The sequence below is a fragment of the Streptomyces aureus genome (assembly GCF_000725495.1).
Lineage (GTDB): Bacteria > Actinomycetota > Actinomycetes > Streptomycetales > Streptomycetaceae > Streptomyces > Streptomyces aureus_B.
Window position 1 is genome coordinate 154,118 of record NZ_JNZD01000001.1, and the last position, 16,382, is coordinate 170,499.

Annotated in this window: 10 protein-coding genes; 5 read left to right on the plus strand and 5 right to left on the minus strand. The window is 71.4% G+C overall.

From position 1 onward, the window contains the following. Positions 1-81: 81 nt before the first annotated feature. From IO36_RS00695 to IO36_RS00710, 4 genes are all read left to right on the plus strand, one after another. Positions 82-2,070, plus strand: coding sequence for a VWA domain-containing protein (locus IO36_RS00695; protein WP_037614755.1), 1,989 nt, complete (start codon positions 82-84; stop codon positions 2,068-2,070). Positions 2,071-2,249: 179 nt separating this feature from the next. Continuing rightward, positions 2,250-3,974: a methionine--tRNA ligase gene (metG, locus tag IO36_RS00700; protein WP_037614756.1), complete on the plus strand. Its 1,725-nt coding sequence runs from the start codon at positions 2,250-2,252 to the stop codon at positions 3,972-3,974. 196 nt (positions 3,975-4,170) lie between these two features. Then, the gene (locus tag IO36_RS00705) at positions 4,171-7,260 is read left to right on the plus strand and encodes an FG-GAP-like repeat-containing protein (RefSeq protein ID WP_037614758.1); all 3,090 of its coding nucleotides are present in this window, start codon (positions 4,171-4,173) and stop codon (positions 7,258-7,260) included. Between the two features lie 187 nt (positions 7,261-7,447). Then, positions 7,448-7,924, plus strand: coding sequence for a hypothetical protein (locus IO36_RS00710; RefSeq protein WP_037615328.1), 477 nt, complete (start codon positions 7,448-7,450; stop codon positions 7,922-7,924). A gap of 111 nt (positions 7,925-8,035) precedes the next feature. On the opposite strand, the gene IO36_RS00715 is transcribed toward IO36_RS00710, so the two are convergent. Both IO36_RS00715 and aspS read right to left on the minus strand, forming a co-directional pair. Beyond that, complete coding sequence (locus tag IO36_RS00715; protein WP_037614759.1) at positions 8,036-8,959, minus strand: intradiol ring-cleavage dioxygenase; 924 nt, start codon at positions 8,957-8,959, stop codon at positions 8,036-8,038. Positions 8,960-9,120: 161 nt separating this feature from the next. Next, a complete protein-coding gene (gene aspS, locus IO36_RS00720) occupies positions 9,121-10,884 on the minus strand; it encodes an aspartate--tRNA ligase (protein WP_037614761.1) in 1,764 nt (587 codons plus the stop codon). 186 nt (positions 10,885-11,070) lie between these two features. Between aspS and IO36_RS00725 the strand changes: the two genes are divergently transcribed. Continuing rightward, positions 11,071-13,482, plus strand: coding sequence for a SpoIIE family protein phosphatase (locus IO36_RS00725; RefSeq protein WP_245173074.1), 2,412 nt, complete (start codon positions 11,071-11,073; stop codon positions 13,480-13,482). Here the strand turns inward: IO36_RS00725 and IO36_RS00730 are convergent. The 3 genes from IO36_RS00730 to IO36_RS00740 all read right to left on the minus strand — a co-directional run bounded on the left by IO36_RS00730 (position 13,422) and on the right by IO36_RS00740 (position 16,289). Continuing rightward, positions 13,422-14,498: an AI-2E family transporter gene (locus IO36_RS00730; RefSeq protein WP_037614763.1), complete on the minus strand. Its 1,077-nt coding sequence runs from the start codon at positions 14,496-14,498 to the stop codon at positions 13,422-13,424. The genes IO36_RS00725 and IO36_RS00730 overlap by 61 nt on opposite strands. A 167-nt stretch (positions 14,499-14,665) precedes the next feature. Beyond that, positions 14,666-15,643 (minus strand): pirin family protein, encoded by a 978-nt coding sequence (locus tag IO36_RS00735; RefSeq protein WP_037614766.1) that lies wholly within the window; start codon positions 15,641-15,643, stop codon positions 14,666-14,668. 154 nt (positions 15,644-15,797) lie between these two features. Then, positions 15,798-16,289 carry an SseB family protein gene (locus tag IO36_RS00740; protein WP_037614767.1) on the minus strand — a complete coding sequence of 164 codons (492 nt, stop codon included), beginning with the start codon at positions 16,287-16,289 and terminating at the stop codon, positions 15,798-15,800. Between the last annotated feature and the right edge of the window lie 93 nt (positions 16,290-16,382).

Below are 16,382 nucleotides of genomic sequence, written 5' to 3' on the forward strand. Positions count from 1 at the left end.
ATCACCATCTATGGCCGCTAACCTTACGTGTCCGTCCTGGCCAGGGATTGACGGGATCAACTCACGCGAAGGGTTGCGCACATGGGCATTCTCACTCTCCTGCGGAATGCGTTCGGCCGCTCACGCAAGGGTCGTGACGCGGACGCGGAGACCTCGCGAGAGGCCACGTCGTCCGCGACGGTCCCTGCTCCCGCCACGGAGCCGACGCATTCCCCGGAGGCCGCCGAGTCGGCCTCCACCACCGCGCCGGAGGCCGAGCCGAGGATTCCGGCTCCCGCGTCCGAGCCCGAGCCCTCGGTCGTCGACGAGCTGGTGTCGGCCGCGTTCGACAACGTCACGGTCCCCAGGCAAACGCCTCCGGCGGAGCCCACCGGCAACTCCCCCGAGCCCGAGCCGACCACCGAGCCCGAGCCCACCGCCGAGGCCACCCCGGAGCCCGAGGCTGCCCCCGAGCCCGAGACCGCTCCGGAGCCCGAGCCCACCGCCGAGACCGAGCCCGTCACCGAGCCCGAGACGAAGCCCGCGGCCGAGGCCGCCCCGGAGCCGGCCACCGAGCCGGAGGCCGTGGCCGAGCCCGCCGCCGAGGTTGAGGCGGAGCCGGTCGCGGAGACCGAAGCCGCCACCGAGCCCGAGCCCGCCGCTGTCGCGGAGCCCGAGCTTGCCGCCGAGGCCGAGGCCGCCGCCGAGGTCGAGGCTGAGGTCGCACCCGAGCCCGTCGCCGAGGCGGAGCCGGTCACCGAGACCGAGGCGCCTGCCGAGCCCGTCACCGTCGAGGCCGAAGCAGAGCCGATCACCGAGGCTGCCGCCGAAGTTGAGGCCGAGCCGGCCACCGAGCCGGAGCCCGCCGCTGTCGCGGAGCCCGAGCCTGCTGCCGAGCCCGAGCCCGAAGCTGCCGCCGAAGTTGAGGCCGAGCCGGCCACCGAGCCCGAGGCTGTCGCCGAGATCGAGGCGGAGCCTGTCGCCGAGATCGAGGCGGAGCCTGTCGCCGAGCCCGAGGCCGAGGTCGCCCCCGAGCCGGAGGTTGTCGCGGAGCCCGAGGCGGCCGCCGAGGTCGTCCAGGCGGACGAGCCCGCAGTCGCCGACGGCGGCGAGGCCGCACAGGCGGCACCCGCAGCCGACGACGAAAGCAGCACGGGTGGTGCGGGTGGGAACGACCCCGCCGAAGGCGAAGCCGAGGCGGAAGCCGCCCCCGCCGCCGAGGCGGAGCCGGTCACCGACGCTGAGCAGGCCGCCGAGGCCGAGCCGACCGCCGAGGTCGCAGAAGAGGCCGAGGTCGCAGAAGAGGCCGAGGTCGCGGAAGAGGCCGAGGTCGCGGCGGAGCCGGTTGCAGAGACCGAGCCGGAGACCGAGGCCGAGCCCGAGCCGGAGACCCAGGCCGGGGCCGACCCGCTCACCCCGGCGGAGCCGCCCGTCGCGGTCTCGGCCAGCCGAGTGAAGACCGACGCCCCCGCCCTCCTCACCGCGTACCAGGAAGCCGGCACCGCCCTCGAGAAGCACGGCCTGACCGGCACCCGCGCCAGGGTCTACCTCGTCCTGGACCGTTCCTCGTCGATGCGCGCGTACTACAAGGACGGCTCCGCCCAGGCCCTGGGCGAGCAGGCCCTCGCGCTCGCCGCCCACCTGGACCCGGCGGCGACCGTCCACGTCGTCTTCTTCTCCACCGAGCTGGACGGCACCGGCGCCCTCACCCTCACCGAGCACGAGAACAAGATCGACGACCTGCACGCCGGCCTCGGCCGCATGGGCCGTACGAGCTACCACGCGGCCGTCGAGGAGGTCGTCACCCACCACAAGGCGTCGGGTGCCGGCGACCCGGCCCTCGTCCTCTTCCAGACGGACGGCGCCCCGGACGCCAAGACCCCGGCGACCCAGTCCCTCACGGACGCGGCGAAGAACCACCCGGGCGTCTTCTTCTCGTTCGTCGCCTTCGGCGAGCACGACAACAAGGCGTTCGACTACCTGCGCAAGCTGAAGACCGGGAACACGGCCTTCTTCCACGCGGGCCCGTCCCCGCGCGAACTGACGGACGCCGAGGTCTACGACGGCGTGCTGGAGAACTGGCGCCCGTAACCCCCCGTCCGAGCGGCACCCGCCGGAGCAGCACCCGGGCCGCCCCTTCCCACGCCTCAAAACGGGAAGCGGGCGGCCCACCCATGTCGGCTACGATTTCAAGGTTCACCGGCGACGATGCGCCCACCGGAAATCCGACGCGATCGTCGCCCCCCGCAGCGACCTGGGAGCAGCCCGCGATGGCTCGACACCTCATCACCAGCGCCCTTCCGTACATCAACGGGATCAAGCACCTGGGCAACATGGTGGGGTCCATGCTCCCGGCGGACGTGTACTCCCGGTACCTCCGCCAGCGCGGTCACGACGTCCTGTACATCTGCGCGACGGACGAGCACGGCACCCCCGCGGAGCTCGCGGCCAAGGAGCGGGGCCTGCCGGTCGACGAGTTCTGCGCCCAGGCGCACGACGCGCAGAAGGCCGTGTACGACGGCTTCGAGCTGGCCTTCGACTACTTCGGCCGCAGCTCCAGCCCGGAGAACCGCGAGATCACCCAGCACTTCGCGCGCCGCCTGAACGAGAACGGCTTCATCGAGGAGCGCGCGATCCGACAGGTGTACTCGCCCGCGGACGGCCGTTTCCTCCCGGACCGCTATGTGGAGGGCACCTGCCCGCACTGCGGCTACGACAAGGCCCGCGGCGACCAGTGCGAGAACTGCACGCGTGTCCTCGACCCCACGGACCTGATCGACCCGCGTTCGGCGATCTCCGGCTCGACGGACCTGGAGGTCCGCGAGACGAAGCACCTGTTCCTCCTCCAGTCGCGGCTCCAGCACGAGGTCGAGGAGTGGGTGGCCCGGCACGAGTCCGAGTGGCCCCAGCTGGCCTCCTCCATCGCCCGCAAGTGGCTGACCGAGGGCCTGCACGACCGCGCGATCACCCGTGACCTGGACTGGGGTGTCCCGGTCCCCGCCGACACCTGGCCGGAGCTGGCCGCCGAGGGCAAGGTCTTCTACGTCTGGTTCGACGCCCCGATCGAGTACATCGGCGCGACGAAGGAGTGGTCCGACCAGGACACGGACAACCGCGACTGGAAGTCCTGGTGGTACGACGCGGACTCCGGCGAGAACCCGGTCCGCTACACGCAGTTCATGGCGAAGGACAACGTGCCCTTCCACACCGTCATGTTCCCGGCCACCGAGCTGGGCGTGCGCGAGCCGTGGAAGAAGGTCGACTACGTCAAGGCCTTCAACTGGCTGACGTACTACGGCGGGAAGTTCTCCACCTCGCAGAAGCGCGGTGTCTTCACCGACCAGGCCCTCGACATCCTGCCCGCCGACTACTGGCGCTACTTCCTCATCGCCAACGCCCCCGAGTCGGACGACTCCTCGTTCACCTGGGAGCACTTCACGGCCACGGTCAACAAGGACCTGGCCGACACCCTCGGCAACTTCGTCAACCGTGTCCTGTCCTTCTCCAAGAAGCGCTTCGGCGAGGAGGTCCCGGCGGGTTCGGAGGCCGGCGAGGCCGAGGCCAGGCTGGGCATCGAGATCGCGGGCCTGCTCGCGGAGTACGAGACCCAGATGGAGGCCCTCCAGTTCCGCAAGGCGGCCGCCGCGCTGCGCGCCCTGTGGTCCGCGGGCAACTCCTACCTGGAGGAGAAGGCCCCCTGGCTGGAGATCAAGACCGACCCCGAGGGCGCGGCGCTGACCCTGCGTACGGCGATGAACCTGATCCACCTGTACTCGGTGGTCTCGGAGCCCTTCATCCCGGCGTCCTCCCGCGCCATGCGCTCGGCCTTCGCCCTCGCGGACGACACGGCGGTCTGGGTGAGCCAGGACGAGGCCCGCGCCCTGGCCTTCCTCCCGGCCGGCACCCCCTTCACCGTTCCCCCGGTCCTCTTCGCCAAGATCACGGACGAGGACCTGGAGTCGTACAAGGAGCGCTTCGGCGGCGCGCCGGAGTAACGGCGACCGCTCGACAGGGCCCGGGAACGAACGGTTCCCGGGCCCTTCGTATGCCCGGACCGCCCCGTCGGTCCGATGAACAGGCCGGTCCACCAGCGGCTTTACCCGCCCCTGACCATCGGACCGGCCGTCACCTCCTGCTAACATCCGCGCACTTGTGCGAGGGCGCGGGCTCTCGCGGGGAGGGACACTTCACGTGGGCAGAAACGCCCCGAGACGGCGCGGCACGTCCGCCCTCGTCTCCACGCTCGCGGTCGCCCTGGCGGCCGCGGCCATCGCCGTACTTCCGGGGAGCGGCGCCTCCGCGGACCCGGCCGCACCGACCGGGTCCGCCTCGGAGATCACCCTGACCGACCCCGCCGACACGCAGCCGCGCACGGACCGCCCGCTGGTGGCCGGTACGAGCGGCTTCCTGCACCGGCAGAGCGGACTCACCGGTCTGCTGTGGACGGACTACGCCGACGGCACCAGCACGGTCGTCAAGAACGCCGACGGGGTGTACACGCCCGAGGGTTCCTGCGCCACTCTCGGCGGGCCGAACTGCGCTGTCGCCTGGTACGGCAGCGACAGCGACCTGGTCGCGCTGCCGTCGGCCGGTTCCGTCGCGCTGTGGGACCCGGCGACCCGGACCAGCACCTCCATCACCACGAAGGAGGCGTACCGGGGGCTCGCCGGACGGACGGTCCTCACCGAGCACTCGGTGCACGACCGCGTCGACGGTGCCTGGCGCTCGCGCCCGATCACGCCCGACTGGATGCGCATCACCTCGCTCGCCGTCACCGCCGCCGACGCGCACGGCGTGCTGTTCAAGGTCGACGGCTCCGTCTACTACCTCGACCTGGCGACGGCCACCGCCACCGAGGCCTTCTCCGGCCCGTACTCGCAGCAGTACGACGTCCTCGACGACGACCGGATCGGCTGGTACGACTCGGCAAGCAGCGACCTGCACCTCAAGCCCCGCACGGACCCCGAAGCCACCGAGCAGGTGATCGACCTGCCCTCGCCCGGTACCCAGCTCGACGGCGCCCCCGTGCTCTCCGGTGACTGGCTGCTGCTCCCGCTGTACACCGGCACCGGCACCAGCCAGCTGCGGGCCGTCTCCCTGAAGGACGGCTCCTCCCACACCCTCGCGGCCAAGACGGGCTCGTACCTGCTCGGCGCGTCCGGCGGCACCGCCCTCGTCAGCGGCGGCACCGGCGCGGACGACTGGTGGGTGCGGCGCTTCGCCGAGGCGGCGGACGGCACGCCCGGTCTGCAGCAGCTCGCACGGATCCCGGCGAAGGAGAACGCCAAGACCGGCCTGGCGCTCAGCCGCGGCAGTCTGCGCGTGGCCGAGGACGACCCGAGCGGCACCGCGGACACCACCTCGCTGCGCAGGCTCGCCGTGACCGGCGGACAGCTGACCGCCTCCGCTCCCGAGACCGGGGACGAGGTGCTCTCGCGCTGCCCGTACCCGGGCGTGACCTGCTCGGCGCTCTGGGGCAACCTCGGCGACGACCCGCGGGACGCCTTCCTCGGCACCACCGGCAGCGGTCTGACCGGCAAGGACCGCCTGGTCGCCATCCAGGACGGCTCCTCGAACTGGACCCTGGAGTTCGGCACCACGGGCGGCCACATCGTCGACGTCTCGGACAACTACGCGGTCTACGACTCCGGGGGCACCGCCCCGGAGCAGTACATCGGCGAGTTCGGACAGGGTCAGAAGCTGAAGCGGTCGGTGCGCGCCGCCGCCCTGAGCGGTTCCACCCTGTGGAGCGCCTCCACCACCGGCAAGCTCACCTCGTACAGCCTGGCCGAGGACAAGACCCTCGCGACGGTGACCGTTCCGGGCATGTCCTGCGTGCCGAGCGAACTCCAGGCGGCGGGTCGCTGGGTCTACTGGACCTGCGGTACGGGCTCGGCCGGCGTGTACGACGCCAAGGCCGCCACGTCCCGTGCCGTGAGCGGCGGCGACGTGCTGCTCGGCGACGGCTTCACCGTCCGCCACGACCACGCCGCAGGCACCCTGGTCCTGACCGAGGCGGCCACCGGCGCCACCCGTGTCGTCGCCTCCGAGCTCCCCGAGAAGGGCACGGCCACCGACCGGCGCTACCGCTGGACCGTGGACGAGTACACGGGCCTGGTCGCCTGGTTCGACGTGTACGAGCAGACGCACGTCGCCACGACAGGCGTCGCCCCGTCCGCCGTGACGGCCCTCAGGTCCGAGGCCACGAGCTACGTCGGCTCCGGCACGCCCTTCCAGGGCTCCTGGCTGCTGTCCCGCCCGGTCTCCTCCTGGTCGGTGACCTTCACCTCCGTCCAGAGCGGCGCGAAGGGCAAGGCCACCCGCACGGTCACCGGGGGCGCGTCCACCGCCTGGGTGGGCACGGACTGGTACGGCACGACGGTCGACAATGCCCGCTTCCCGAACGGACATTTCACCTGGACCCTGAAGGCCACCGGCACCGGCACCGCCTCGGCGGTCACCGTGGCGACCGGGGAGGGCTTCCTCCAGGGAGGCGCTCCGGTGCGGCACGACTTCGGCAGCGTGGACGGCGTGGACGGCCGCGGCGACCTCCTCACCCTGAACTCGTCCGGCGGACTGACCTTCCAGTCGGGTACGGGCACCGGAAAGTTCGGGGAGAAGATCAGCGGCTCCGGCTGGGCCACCAGCATCAAGGCGGTCCCGTTCGGCGACCTCAGCGGCGACCGCTGCAACGACGTCCTCGTCCGGTACAGCAGCGGCGCCCTGCGCCTGTACAAGCCGCGCTGCGGCGCCGCCCTCACCCCCAAGACGTCGTACACCACGCTCGCGAGCAGCGGCTGGACCCAGTACGACGTGCTGACCTCGCCCGGGGACGTGAGCGGTGACGGCCGGCCCGACCTGATCGCGCGCGTCGCCTCCACCGGGACGGTCTACCTCTTCAAGGGGACGAGCACGGGCACCCTGTCGGCCCGCGTGAAGCTCTACGACAACTGGAAGGGCTACAAGAAGATCGTCGGGGCCGGTGACCTCGACGGCGACGGCATCGGCGACCTGCTCGCCCAGGACACCTCCAACACCCTCTACCGCTACCACGGCAAGGGCGACGGGACCTTCGCCGCGCGGGTGAAGCTGTTCGGCGACTGGGGCGGCTCCTACAACGCCGTCGTGGGCGTCGGCGACATCACCGACGACGGCAGGGCCGACCTGGTCTCCCGGGACACCGGCGGCAACCTGTACCGCAACAGCGGTGACGGCAAGGGGTCGTTCGGCTCCCGCACGAAAATAGCCATCGGCTGGGGCGGATACCGGTCCCTGTCCTGACGGCTCCCGTCCGGAAAAAGGGGGCACGGGACGACTCGTCCGGTGCCCCCTTTTCGTCGCCCAAGTCCAGGTGGGAGCCGGGTGAAGGGGCGGCAAAGAGCCGGGAAAGGGAGTGCCTGCCCACTGCCGCCGATCCGTAATGGACCCCGGCACCACAAGGCCCCCGGTCACCCGTATGGTTTCCGCCATGGCAGTCCCCGAGGTCATCCCGATCGCCTACGAGCCGAAGCAGCGCACCGAGACCATAGGCCGGTACGCGGACGGTCAGTTCCTGGCGTCGATCACGTACGCCTTCCCCGAAGGGTTCCGTCCCGACGACGGCTGGGAAGAGCACAAACGTCTGTACGTGGTACTCCACACCTTCGACGCCGAGGGTCATCACCGCGACTCGGAGATCTGGTGCGCAGGCACCTGGGCCGAGCAGCAGCGCAACAAGCACGGAGACTTCTCGGTGCTCTCCCGTGCCCGCGTCCACCTGGCCAAGCTGCTCCGCAGTCTGCCCCGGCGCTCCTACACGGACATCGCGATACGCCCGTTCCGGCTCACCGTCGACGGCGTCCGCTTCGGTCTGAAGACCGGCGTGGACGAGGGCGAGGGCTGGGCCGAGCTGTACCCGGACGGCCTCGGCTTCTCCGAGCCGTGGGACGGCACGTACGACACCTGAGCACGGCCCCCGTTCCCGGGTCCTGCCGCACACCCGGGTTCCGGGCCCTCGCCTGTCAGGGGGCGAGGGGCCCGGAACCCGTTCACGCTCCGGGCGCCGCGGGCCGGGAGATCAGGACGACGTGGCCGACGGGCTCGGGCCGGTGTCGGTGCTGTCGTGGGTCTCGTCCGGGGCGACGCCCATCGTCAGCCGGGCGGCGACGCCCCGGGCGATGTGCCTCTTGTCGTACGACAGGTACAGCAGGCCGCCCTCGTGCCCGTTGCCCGGGTAGATCGTGTCCTCGTCCAGTGTCGTGCGGGTGACCGTGCTCGTGGAGTACGGCGCGACCTCGGCCGACGCCAGGACCGACTTCTCCGAGAAGAAGAGCTGGCCCGTGTGGCAGGTGTGGCCGCCCTCGTAGCCCGCGTCGGTCCAGGTGCCGTCCACATGGACCTTCACATGGATGTGGACGCAGCGGCCCTGGTACCAGCCGGGGAAGACCGTTCTGAAGGTGACCTGGCCGTGCCGGTCGGTCTTCCAGGTACCGCGCAGATACCGCTTGTCGTCGGTGGGCTCGGCGTGCCCGCCACCGCCGCCCGGGGGAGGACCGGACGGGGGTTCACCGGTCGGGGTGCCGGTCGGGACGTCCGTGGGCCCGCCGGAGGGGCCGCCGCCGCCGTTGCTCATCGACTCGTAGCCGGAGTACACACCGAGCGCCGAGCAGTGCCAGATGTCCACCGCGGCGTTCCTGACGGGCTTGCAGGTCTCGGCGTCGATCACCTTGAGCCGCAGGGTCAGGGGGATGCCCTCCTGGTCCTCGGTGATGTTCCGGCGGATCTTGTCCGCGTCGATGTAGTAGGGGCCCTCGGTGGTCTCCGAGGTCAGCGTGTAACAGGCCTCCGCCGCCGGGGAGGCCGTCGCGGTACCGGCCTCGTCCGCGAACGCGTTCACGGCGGCGGCGCCCACGCCCACGGCCGCCACGGCCACTCCGCCGGCGACGACGACCGTGCGCCGGGTCGGATTCCCTCGGTGTTCGGATCCTTGGGTCTCAGTCATGCGCGGGACCGTAGGGAGCACACCTGTCAGGAGCATGGGTGCGGGCTGTGGTTTCACCCGTCACACGAGAATGGCCCGGAACCATCGCTGGTTCCGAGCCACTTCCGTATGCGTCGCCTGCCGGGCCGCGGGGCCTGCCTACTGCGGGCCGCGGGGCCTGCCTACTTCGGCTGCGGCTTGCGGACCGAGAGGTGCAGCTCGCGCAGCCGGCTCTCGTCCAGCTCCGTGGGCGCGCCCATCATCAGGTCCTGCGCGTTGCCGTTGAGCGGGAACGCGATGGTCTCGCGGATGTTCGGCTCGTCCGCGAGCAGCATGACGATGCGGTCGACGCCCGGGGCGATCCCGCCGTGCGGCGGGGCGCCGAAGCGGAACGCGCGCAGCATGCCGGCGAACTGCTCCTCGACCGTCTCGCGGTCGTAGCCCGCGATCTCGAACGCCTTGAGCATGATCTCGGGCTCGTGGTTGCGGATCGCGCCGGAGGACAGCTCGACGCCGTTGCAGACGATGTCGTACTGCCAGCCCAGGATGTCCAGCGGGTCCTGGGTCTCCAGGGCCTCCAGACCGCCCTGCGGCATCGAGAACGGGTTGTGGGAGAAGTCGATCTTCCCGGTGTCCTCGTCCTTCTCGTACATCGGGAAGTCGACGATCCAGCAGAAGCGGAAGACGTTCTCCTCGAAGTTGCCGGAGCGCTTGGCGGCCTCGACCCGCACCGCGCCCATGATCTTCGAGACCTCGTCGAACTCGCCCGCGCCGAAGAACACCGCGTGACCGGCGGCCAGCGACAGGCGCTTGGTCAGCTCGGCGACGTTCTCCTCGGTGAGGAACTTGGCGATCGGGCCGGTCAGCGAACCGTCCTCGCCCACGCGCACCCAGGCCAGGCCCTTGGCACCCTGCTCGACCGCGTAGTCACCGAGGCCGTCGAAGAACTTCCGCGTCTGGCCGGCGACGTCCGGCACCGGCAGCGCGCGCACGTGCTTGCCGGCGAAGGCCTTGAACTCGGAGCCCTCGAAGATGTCGGTGATGTCGACGAGCTCCAGCTGGGCCCGCAGGTCCGGCTTGTCGGAGCCGTACTTCAGCATCGACTCGCGGAACGGGATGCGCGGGAACGGCGAGGTGACGTGACGGTCACCGCCGAACTCCTCGAACAGCTCCGTCATCAGCTTCTCGATGGGCTGGAAGACGTCCTCCTGCTCGACGAAGGACATCTCCACGTCGAGCTGGTAGAACTCGCCCGGCGAACGGTCGGCGCGGGCGTCCTCGTCGCGGAAGCAGGGCGCGATCTGGAAGTAGCGGTCGAAGCCGGAGATCATCAGCAGCTGCTTGAACTGCTGCGGCGCCTGCGGCAGCGCGTAGAACTTGCCCGGGTTCAGCCGGGAGGGGACCACGAAGTCGCGCGCGCCCTCGGGGGAGGTGGCGCTCAGGATCGGGGTGGCCATCTCGTTGAAGCCCAGCGCCGTCATCTTGTGACGGATCGCGGAGATCACGGCCGTGCGCAGCAGGATGTTGCGGTGCATGCGCTCGCGGCGCAGGTCGAGGAAGCGGTACTCCAGGCGCCGCTCCTCGTTGACACCGTCCTCGGCGTTGATCGTGAAGGGCAGCGGCTGGGCGGCGCCGAGCAGCTCGACCTCGCTCACCTCGACCTCGACCTCACCGGTCGGCAGCTCGGGGTTCACGTTCTCCGTGCCGCGCGAGACGACCTTGCCGTCGACACGGACGGTCGACTCCTTCGAGACCTTGTCCAGGGCCTCGTAGGCGGGGGTGCCGGGGCGGGCGACGAGCTGCGTGATGCCGTAGTGGTCGCGCAGATCGATGAAGAGGATGCCGCCCAGGTCTCGGCGATTGTGCAGCCAGCCGCTCAGCCGGACGTCGCTGCCGACGTCAGAGGCGCGGAGCTCGCCGCAGGTGTGGGACCTGTACCGATGCATCGAGGTTCATCCAGTCTTCGCGGATTGGGGGCCTGGTTTCACGTGAAACACCCCCAGAGTACCGGGCAGCCCAGGTCACCTCCCCCTCATTAGGCGCTCCGCGCCGCTCAGGGCATCCGGTGGCAGGCGCCGATGCGCGCCGGGCATCGGTGGCAGGCACCGATCACCTGTTCCTACAGTGGGCGCATGCGCACTGGTGAGCCCCTGCCCGCCGTGGGGGACGTCCTGGCCACCCTCGCCACCGGCGTGTGGCGCTGGGACAACGCCTCGGGACTCGTCACCTTCGACGCGGAGGCCGCTCGGCTGATCGGTTTGCCCGCGGAGCGGACGACGCTCTCCGCGGCGGGCGCACGCTCCCATGTCCATCCCGTCGACTGGAACGAGATGGACGGGGTGGTGCAGCTCGCGGTGGCCGAGGGCACCCTCGCCGAGGCCCGGATGCGGATCATGGACGAGCACGGCCGGGTGCTCCGCACGGTCCGTAGCCGCTCCAAGCCCCTCATCGACCCCGGGACCGGACGGTTCGAGCTGATCGGCACCCTCCAGGAGGTCAGCGAGCAGCCCCCGGGCGCCGCCGCGCGCACCCCCGTCACCGGGGACTGGCGCCGCTCGCGGGAGGCGTTCCTGCTGGACGCGGGACGGGCCCTGGCCGAGGCACGGTCGACGGCCGAGGTCCTCCGGGTGGCGGCGGGACTGTCGATGCCCGGCTTCTCACCGGACGGTCTCGCCGTGTTCGGCGCCGAGGGGGACCGGCTGACGGTCATCGGCCACCACGGGCACCAGCCGGGCGACGAGGGCCCCTTCTCCCACATGTCGCTGGCCACGGACTATCCGGCCGCCGAGGTCGTCCGCACCGGCCGGGCGGTCTACCTCTCCACGCCCGAGGACTACAAGGACCGCTACCCGGCGTCCTGGCCGCTCGCCCGGCACTTCGGACGGCAGTCGTGGGCCTTCCTGCCGCTCACGGTCTCCGGCAGCACCATGGGCGCGTGGATGGCGGCCTTCACCTACCCCGTCTCCTTCACCCCCGACGAGCGCTCCGTCCTCACGACCGTCGCCCGCATGCTCGCCCAGGCCCTCTCCCGCGCCGGAGCCGCCGAGACCGCGCGCGAGCTGACCGACGGACTCCAGCGCTCGATGATGCCGACCCTCGGCCCGCGCATGCCGGGGATGAGCGTGGCGGCCCGGTACGTCCCGACCGGCGGCGGCCTCCAGGTCGGCGGCGACTGGTACGACGTGATCCCGCTGCCGGCCGGCCGCTACGCCCTGGTCATCGGCGACGTCCAGGGCCACGACGTCCGCGCGGCGGGTCTGATGGGCCAGCTCCGGATAGCCCTGCGCGCCTACGCCGCCGAGGGCCACCGCCCCGACGCCGTGCTCTCCCGGGCGGCACGCTTCCTCTACGGGGTCACCGACTCGGTCACCTACGGGTCCAGCGGCGGCACCGACGACAGCGACGAGCCGGCCGACCCCGACGACGTGCGCTTCGCGACCTGTCTCTACGTCGAGGTGGACCCGGCGACCGGAACGCTGGACATCGCCCGCGCCGGGCACCCCGACCCCGCGATCCGCATGGCGGACGGGACCGTGCTGATGCGGCCCACGGCGGGCGGGCTGCCGCTGGGCATCGACCCGGACGCCGACTACCCGACCACCCGGCTCGTCCTGGAGCCGGGCGAGACCCTGCTGATCTGCACCGACGGGCTCATCGAGACCGGCGGCCACGACCTCGACACCGGCTGGCGCCGGATCCGCCGGACCCTCGAATCACACGACGGCGACATGGAGACCCTGGCCGACGCCCTCGTCCAAGCCGTGCACGGCCCCTCGTCCCACCACACCACCGGTCCGCTGGCCGACCGGCGGGAGGACGACATAGCGGTGCTGCTGCTGTCCCGGCTGCTCCCGGAAGGCGTCGGCGACGACACGGCCGCCCCCGTACCGCCTCCGGTGCGCCGCACGATGCTGAGCGTGGCGCAGGCCGAGCCCGAGCGGATCGCGGACGCCCGTCAGCAGGTGCGGGAGCTCCTGCACGACTGGGCCTCCGCCGACCAGCTCGACTCCGCGGTGCTGCTCGTCTCCGAGATGGTCACCAACGTCCTGGTCCATACCGACGCCGACGCGCTGCTCGTCGCCGAGGTCGCGGGCGAGCCGGGCGGCCGGCGGATGCGGATCGAGGTGACCGACGGCAGCGACGACCTGCCGCACCGGCGTCATCCCGGGGAGCTGGCCTCGTCCGGGCGCGGACTGGTGCTGGTCGAGATGCTCGCGGACGCATGGGGGGTGGACCCGCGGGGCGAGGGCAAGAGCATCTGGTTCGAGTTCTGCGAGAAGCCCGATCCGGGCCCCGACGGGGCCGGGGACGAGTCGGCGCTGCTCGACGCCTGGGCCGCGTTCGCCGAGACCCCGGACGGGGCGACGGACGAGGCCCCGGACGGGGCGCCGGACTTCGACGGACCGGCGGCCCCAGCCCCAGCCCCCGCCCCGGGCTCGGGCTCGGACTCGGACCCGCGGGAGGCCCGGGAGCGCTCCGGCGGCTACGGGGCCCCGGACGGTTCCGCCGGACCCGCCGGACCCGCAGGTTCGGCCGGCGCGTAGCGCACCCGGAGTTCGTGCACGACGCCGAAGACCGCCGCCGTCAGGGGGACGGCGAGCAGCATGCCGAGGACGCCCGCGACCGAGGCACCCGCCGTGATCGCGAGCAGCACCACCGCCGGGTGCATCTGCACCTGCCGGCTCTGGATCATCGGCTGGAGGCCGTAGCCCTCCAGCATCTGGATGGCGAGCACGACCCCGAGCGTCCACAGGGCGATGACGAACCCCCGGTCGGCGAGGGCGACCAGGACGGCCACGGTGCCGGAGATGAACGCGCCGAGGTAGGGGATGTAGGCCCCGACGAAGACCAGCGCGCCGAGCCCGACCGCGCCCGGCACCCGCAGGACCAGGAGTCCGACGGTGATGCACAGGGCGTCGATGAGGGCAATGATCGTGGTCCCGCGCATGAAGCCCTCGACGGCCCCGTAGGCCCGCCGGGCCATGGCCTCGACGACGTCGGCGGTGCCCCGGGGCGCGAGCGACCGCAGCGAGCCGGCGACCCGGTGCGAGTCGCGCAGGAAGAAGAACACGAGCAGCAGGGCGAGGAAGCCCATGGCGAGGGTCTCGGCCACGACGCTGACGCCGCTGACGACGTTGGACGCGGCCGTGCCGCCGAACTTGGCCAGCAGGTCCTTGGAGTTGGCGGCGAGGTCGTCGAGCGAGGTGCCCGCCGCGCCGAAGTGCTCGGCGACGGAACGTGAGGCATCCCGGAGCGAGGACACGATCTGGCCGCCGGTGTGGATGAGGGCCGCGACGACGACGTAGACGGCACCGCCGACGACGACGGCCACCGCGACGCAGGTCAGGGCGGCGGCCAGCGAGCGGTTGAGCTTCGCCCTGACCATCCGCCGGTACAGCGGCCCGAGCAGCGCGGTCCCGAGCAGGGCCAGCAGCACCGGTACCACCGCCGTGCGGAACTCCGCGCACAGCTGGATGCCCACCCATCCCACCCCGGCGGCCAGGAGGATCACGACACACCAGGCCGCCAGCCGCCGGGCGCCCTCGGGGAGTAGCTGCACCCTGCCAGCTGACCATGCGTCAGCCGGACCGGCTCCCGGGGACGTCCGAACGGGCGAAGGGCCCCGCCGAGGCACCCCGGCAGACGGCCTGGCGCACGGGAAGGCCCCGTCCGTGAACCGGACGGGGCCTTCCTCGAACGCTCGGAGCGGATTCCGCCGGGACGGGCCTAGCCCTGCGGTCCGCCCTCCGACATCCCGTGCACCGCCGGGATCGTCCCCAGGCGGCCCTTCTGGAAGTCCTCGAAGGCCTGCTGGAGCTCGTCGCGGGTGTTCATCACGAACGGGCCGTAGTGGGCCATGGGCTCGCGGATCGGCTGCCCGCCGAGCAGCACGACCTCCAGGTCGGGGGTGTTGGAGTCCTGCTTCTCGTCGGCACGGACGGTCAGCGAGGAGCCCGACCCGAAGACGGCGGTCTGGCCGGTGTGGACCGGCCGGCGGTCCGCGCCCACGCTGCCGCGTCCGGCGAGCACGTAGGCGAGGCCGTTGAAGTCCTCGCGCCACGGCAGGGTGATCTCGGCGCCCGGCCGGAGCGTGGCGTGGACCATGGTGATCGGGGTGTGCGTGATGCCCGGTCCCTGGTGCCCGTCGAGCTCACCGGCGATGACCCGCAGGAGCGCGCCGCCGTCCGGGGTGCTGAGCAGCTGCACCGTGCCGCCCCGGATGTCCTGGTACCGCGGGGCCATCATCTTGTCCTTGGCCGGCAGGTTCACCCACAGCTGGAGTCCGTGGAAGAGACCGCCGGACATCACGAGGTGCTCCGGCGGCGCCTCGATGTGGAGCAGGCCGGACCCGGCCGTCATCCACTGGGTGTCGCCGTTGGTGATGGTGCCGCCGCCACCGTTGGAGTCCTGGTGGTCGAAGATGCCGTCGATGATGTAGGTCACGGTCTCGAAGCCGCGGTGGGGGTGCCAGGGGGTGCCCTTGGGCTCGCCCGGCGCGTACTCCACCTCACCCATCTGGTCCATCATGATGAACGGGTCGAGATGGCGGTAGTTGATCCCGGCGAACGCGCGACGGACCGGGAAACCCTCGCCCTCGAAGCCGCTGGGCGCGGTCGTCACGGTCAGCACGGGACGCGCCACCGCGTCGGCAGGCGCGGTCACCCGGGGCAGGGCCAGCGGGTTCTCGACAGTCACTGCGGGCATGTCGGTACCTCCTTGTGCTTCGAGTTTAGTTGAGGATTGAACTTTCTGCTACCCGTAACGACGCGCGCCCGGAGGGCATTCCCTCCGGGCGTCACAGGTTTTCGGGGCATCCGGCCGAGCGGACACCGGGGCGCAGGCGGCACCCCGGCGCAGGTCAGCCGTACATACGGCGCATCGCGAAGTCCACCATCTGCTCCACGGCCTTCGCGTCGAAGACCATGCGGTGCTTGCCCTCCATGTCGATCACGAAGCCGTAGCCCGTGGGCAGCAGGTCGATGACCTCGGCACCGGTGATCACGAAGTACTTGGACTCCTTGCCCGCGTACCGGCGCAGTTCCTTGAGGGAGGTGAACATCGGGATGACGGGCTGCTGGGTGTTGTGCAGCGCCAGGAATCCCGGGTTGTCACCGCGTGGGCAGTAGACCTTCGAGGTGGCGAAGACCTGCTGGAAGTCCTCGGCCGCCATGGCGCCCGTGGTGAAGGCGCGGACCGCGTCCGGCAGGGACGGCGGGGACGGCTCGGGATACAGGGGCGGCTGCTGGCCGTACCCGCCCGCCATCTGCCCGTCCGGCATCTGGCCGGGCATCTGCTGCTGCGGCGGGACGTACCCCTGCTGGGCGCCCGCGTTCTGCTCGTAGCCGTACATGGGTCAAAGAGTAGTGGGCCACATATGGCCTACCCGGGGTTGCTTCTTATTACTGGCGGGTAGCATTATCGAAGCTACTTGTTGGTACGTGAA

What these genes read in the sequence shown, in the direction of transcription:
- IO36_RS00695 (WP_037614755.1), top strand. Translation starts at nt 82, where the DNA reads ATGGGCATTCTCACTCTCCTGCGGAATGCGTTCGGCCGCTCACGCAAG.
- metG (WP_037614756.1), top strand. Translation starts at nt 2,250, where the DNA reads ATGGCTCGACACCTCATCACCAGCGCCCTTCCGTACATCAACGGGATC.
- IO36_RS00710 (WP_037615328.1), top strand. Translation starts at nt 7,448, where the DNA reads ATGGCAGTCCCCGAGGTCATCCCGATCGCCTACGAGCCGAAGCAGCGC.
- IO36_RS00715 (WP_037614759.1), bottom strand. Translation starts at nt 8,959, where the DNA reads ATGACTGAGACCCAAGGATCCGAACACCGAGGGAATCCGACCCGGCGC.
- aspS (WP_037614761.1), bottom strand. Translation starts at nt 10,884, where the DNA reads ATGCATCGGTACAGGTCCCACACCTGCGGCGAGCTCCGCGCCTCTGAC.
- IO36_RS00725 (WP_245173074.1), top strand. Translation starts at nt 11,071, where the DNA reads ATGCGCACTGGTGAGCCCCTGCCCGCCGTGGGGGACGTCCTGGCCACC.
- IO36_RS00735 (WP_037614766.1), bottom strand. Translation starts at nt 15,643, where the DNA reads ATGCCCGCAGTGACTGTCGAGAACCCGCTGGCCCTGCCCCGGGTGACC.
- IO36_RS00740 (WP_037614767.1), bottom strand. Translation starts at nt 16,289, where the DNA reads ATGTACGGCTACGAGCAGAACGCGGGCGCCCAGCAGGGGTACGTCCCG.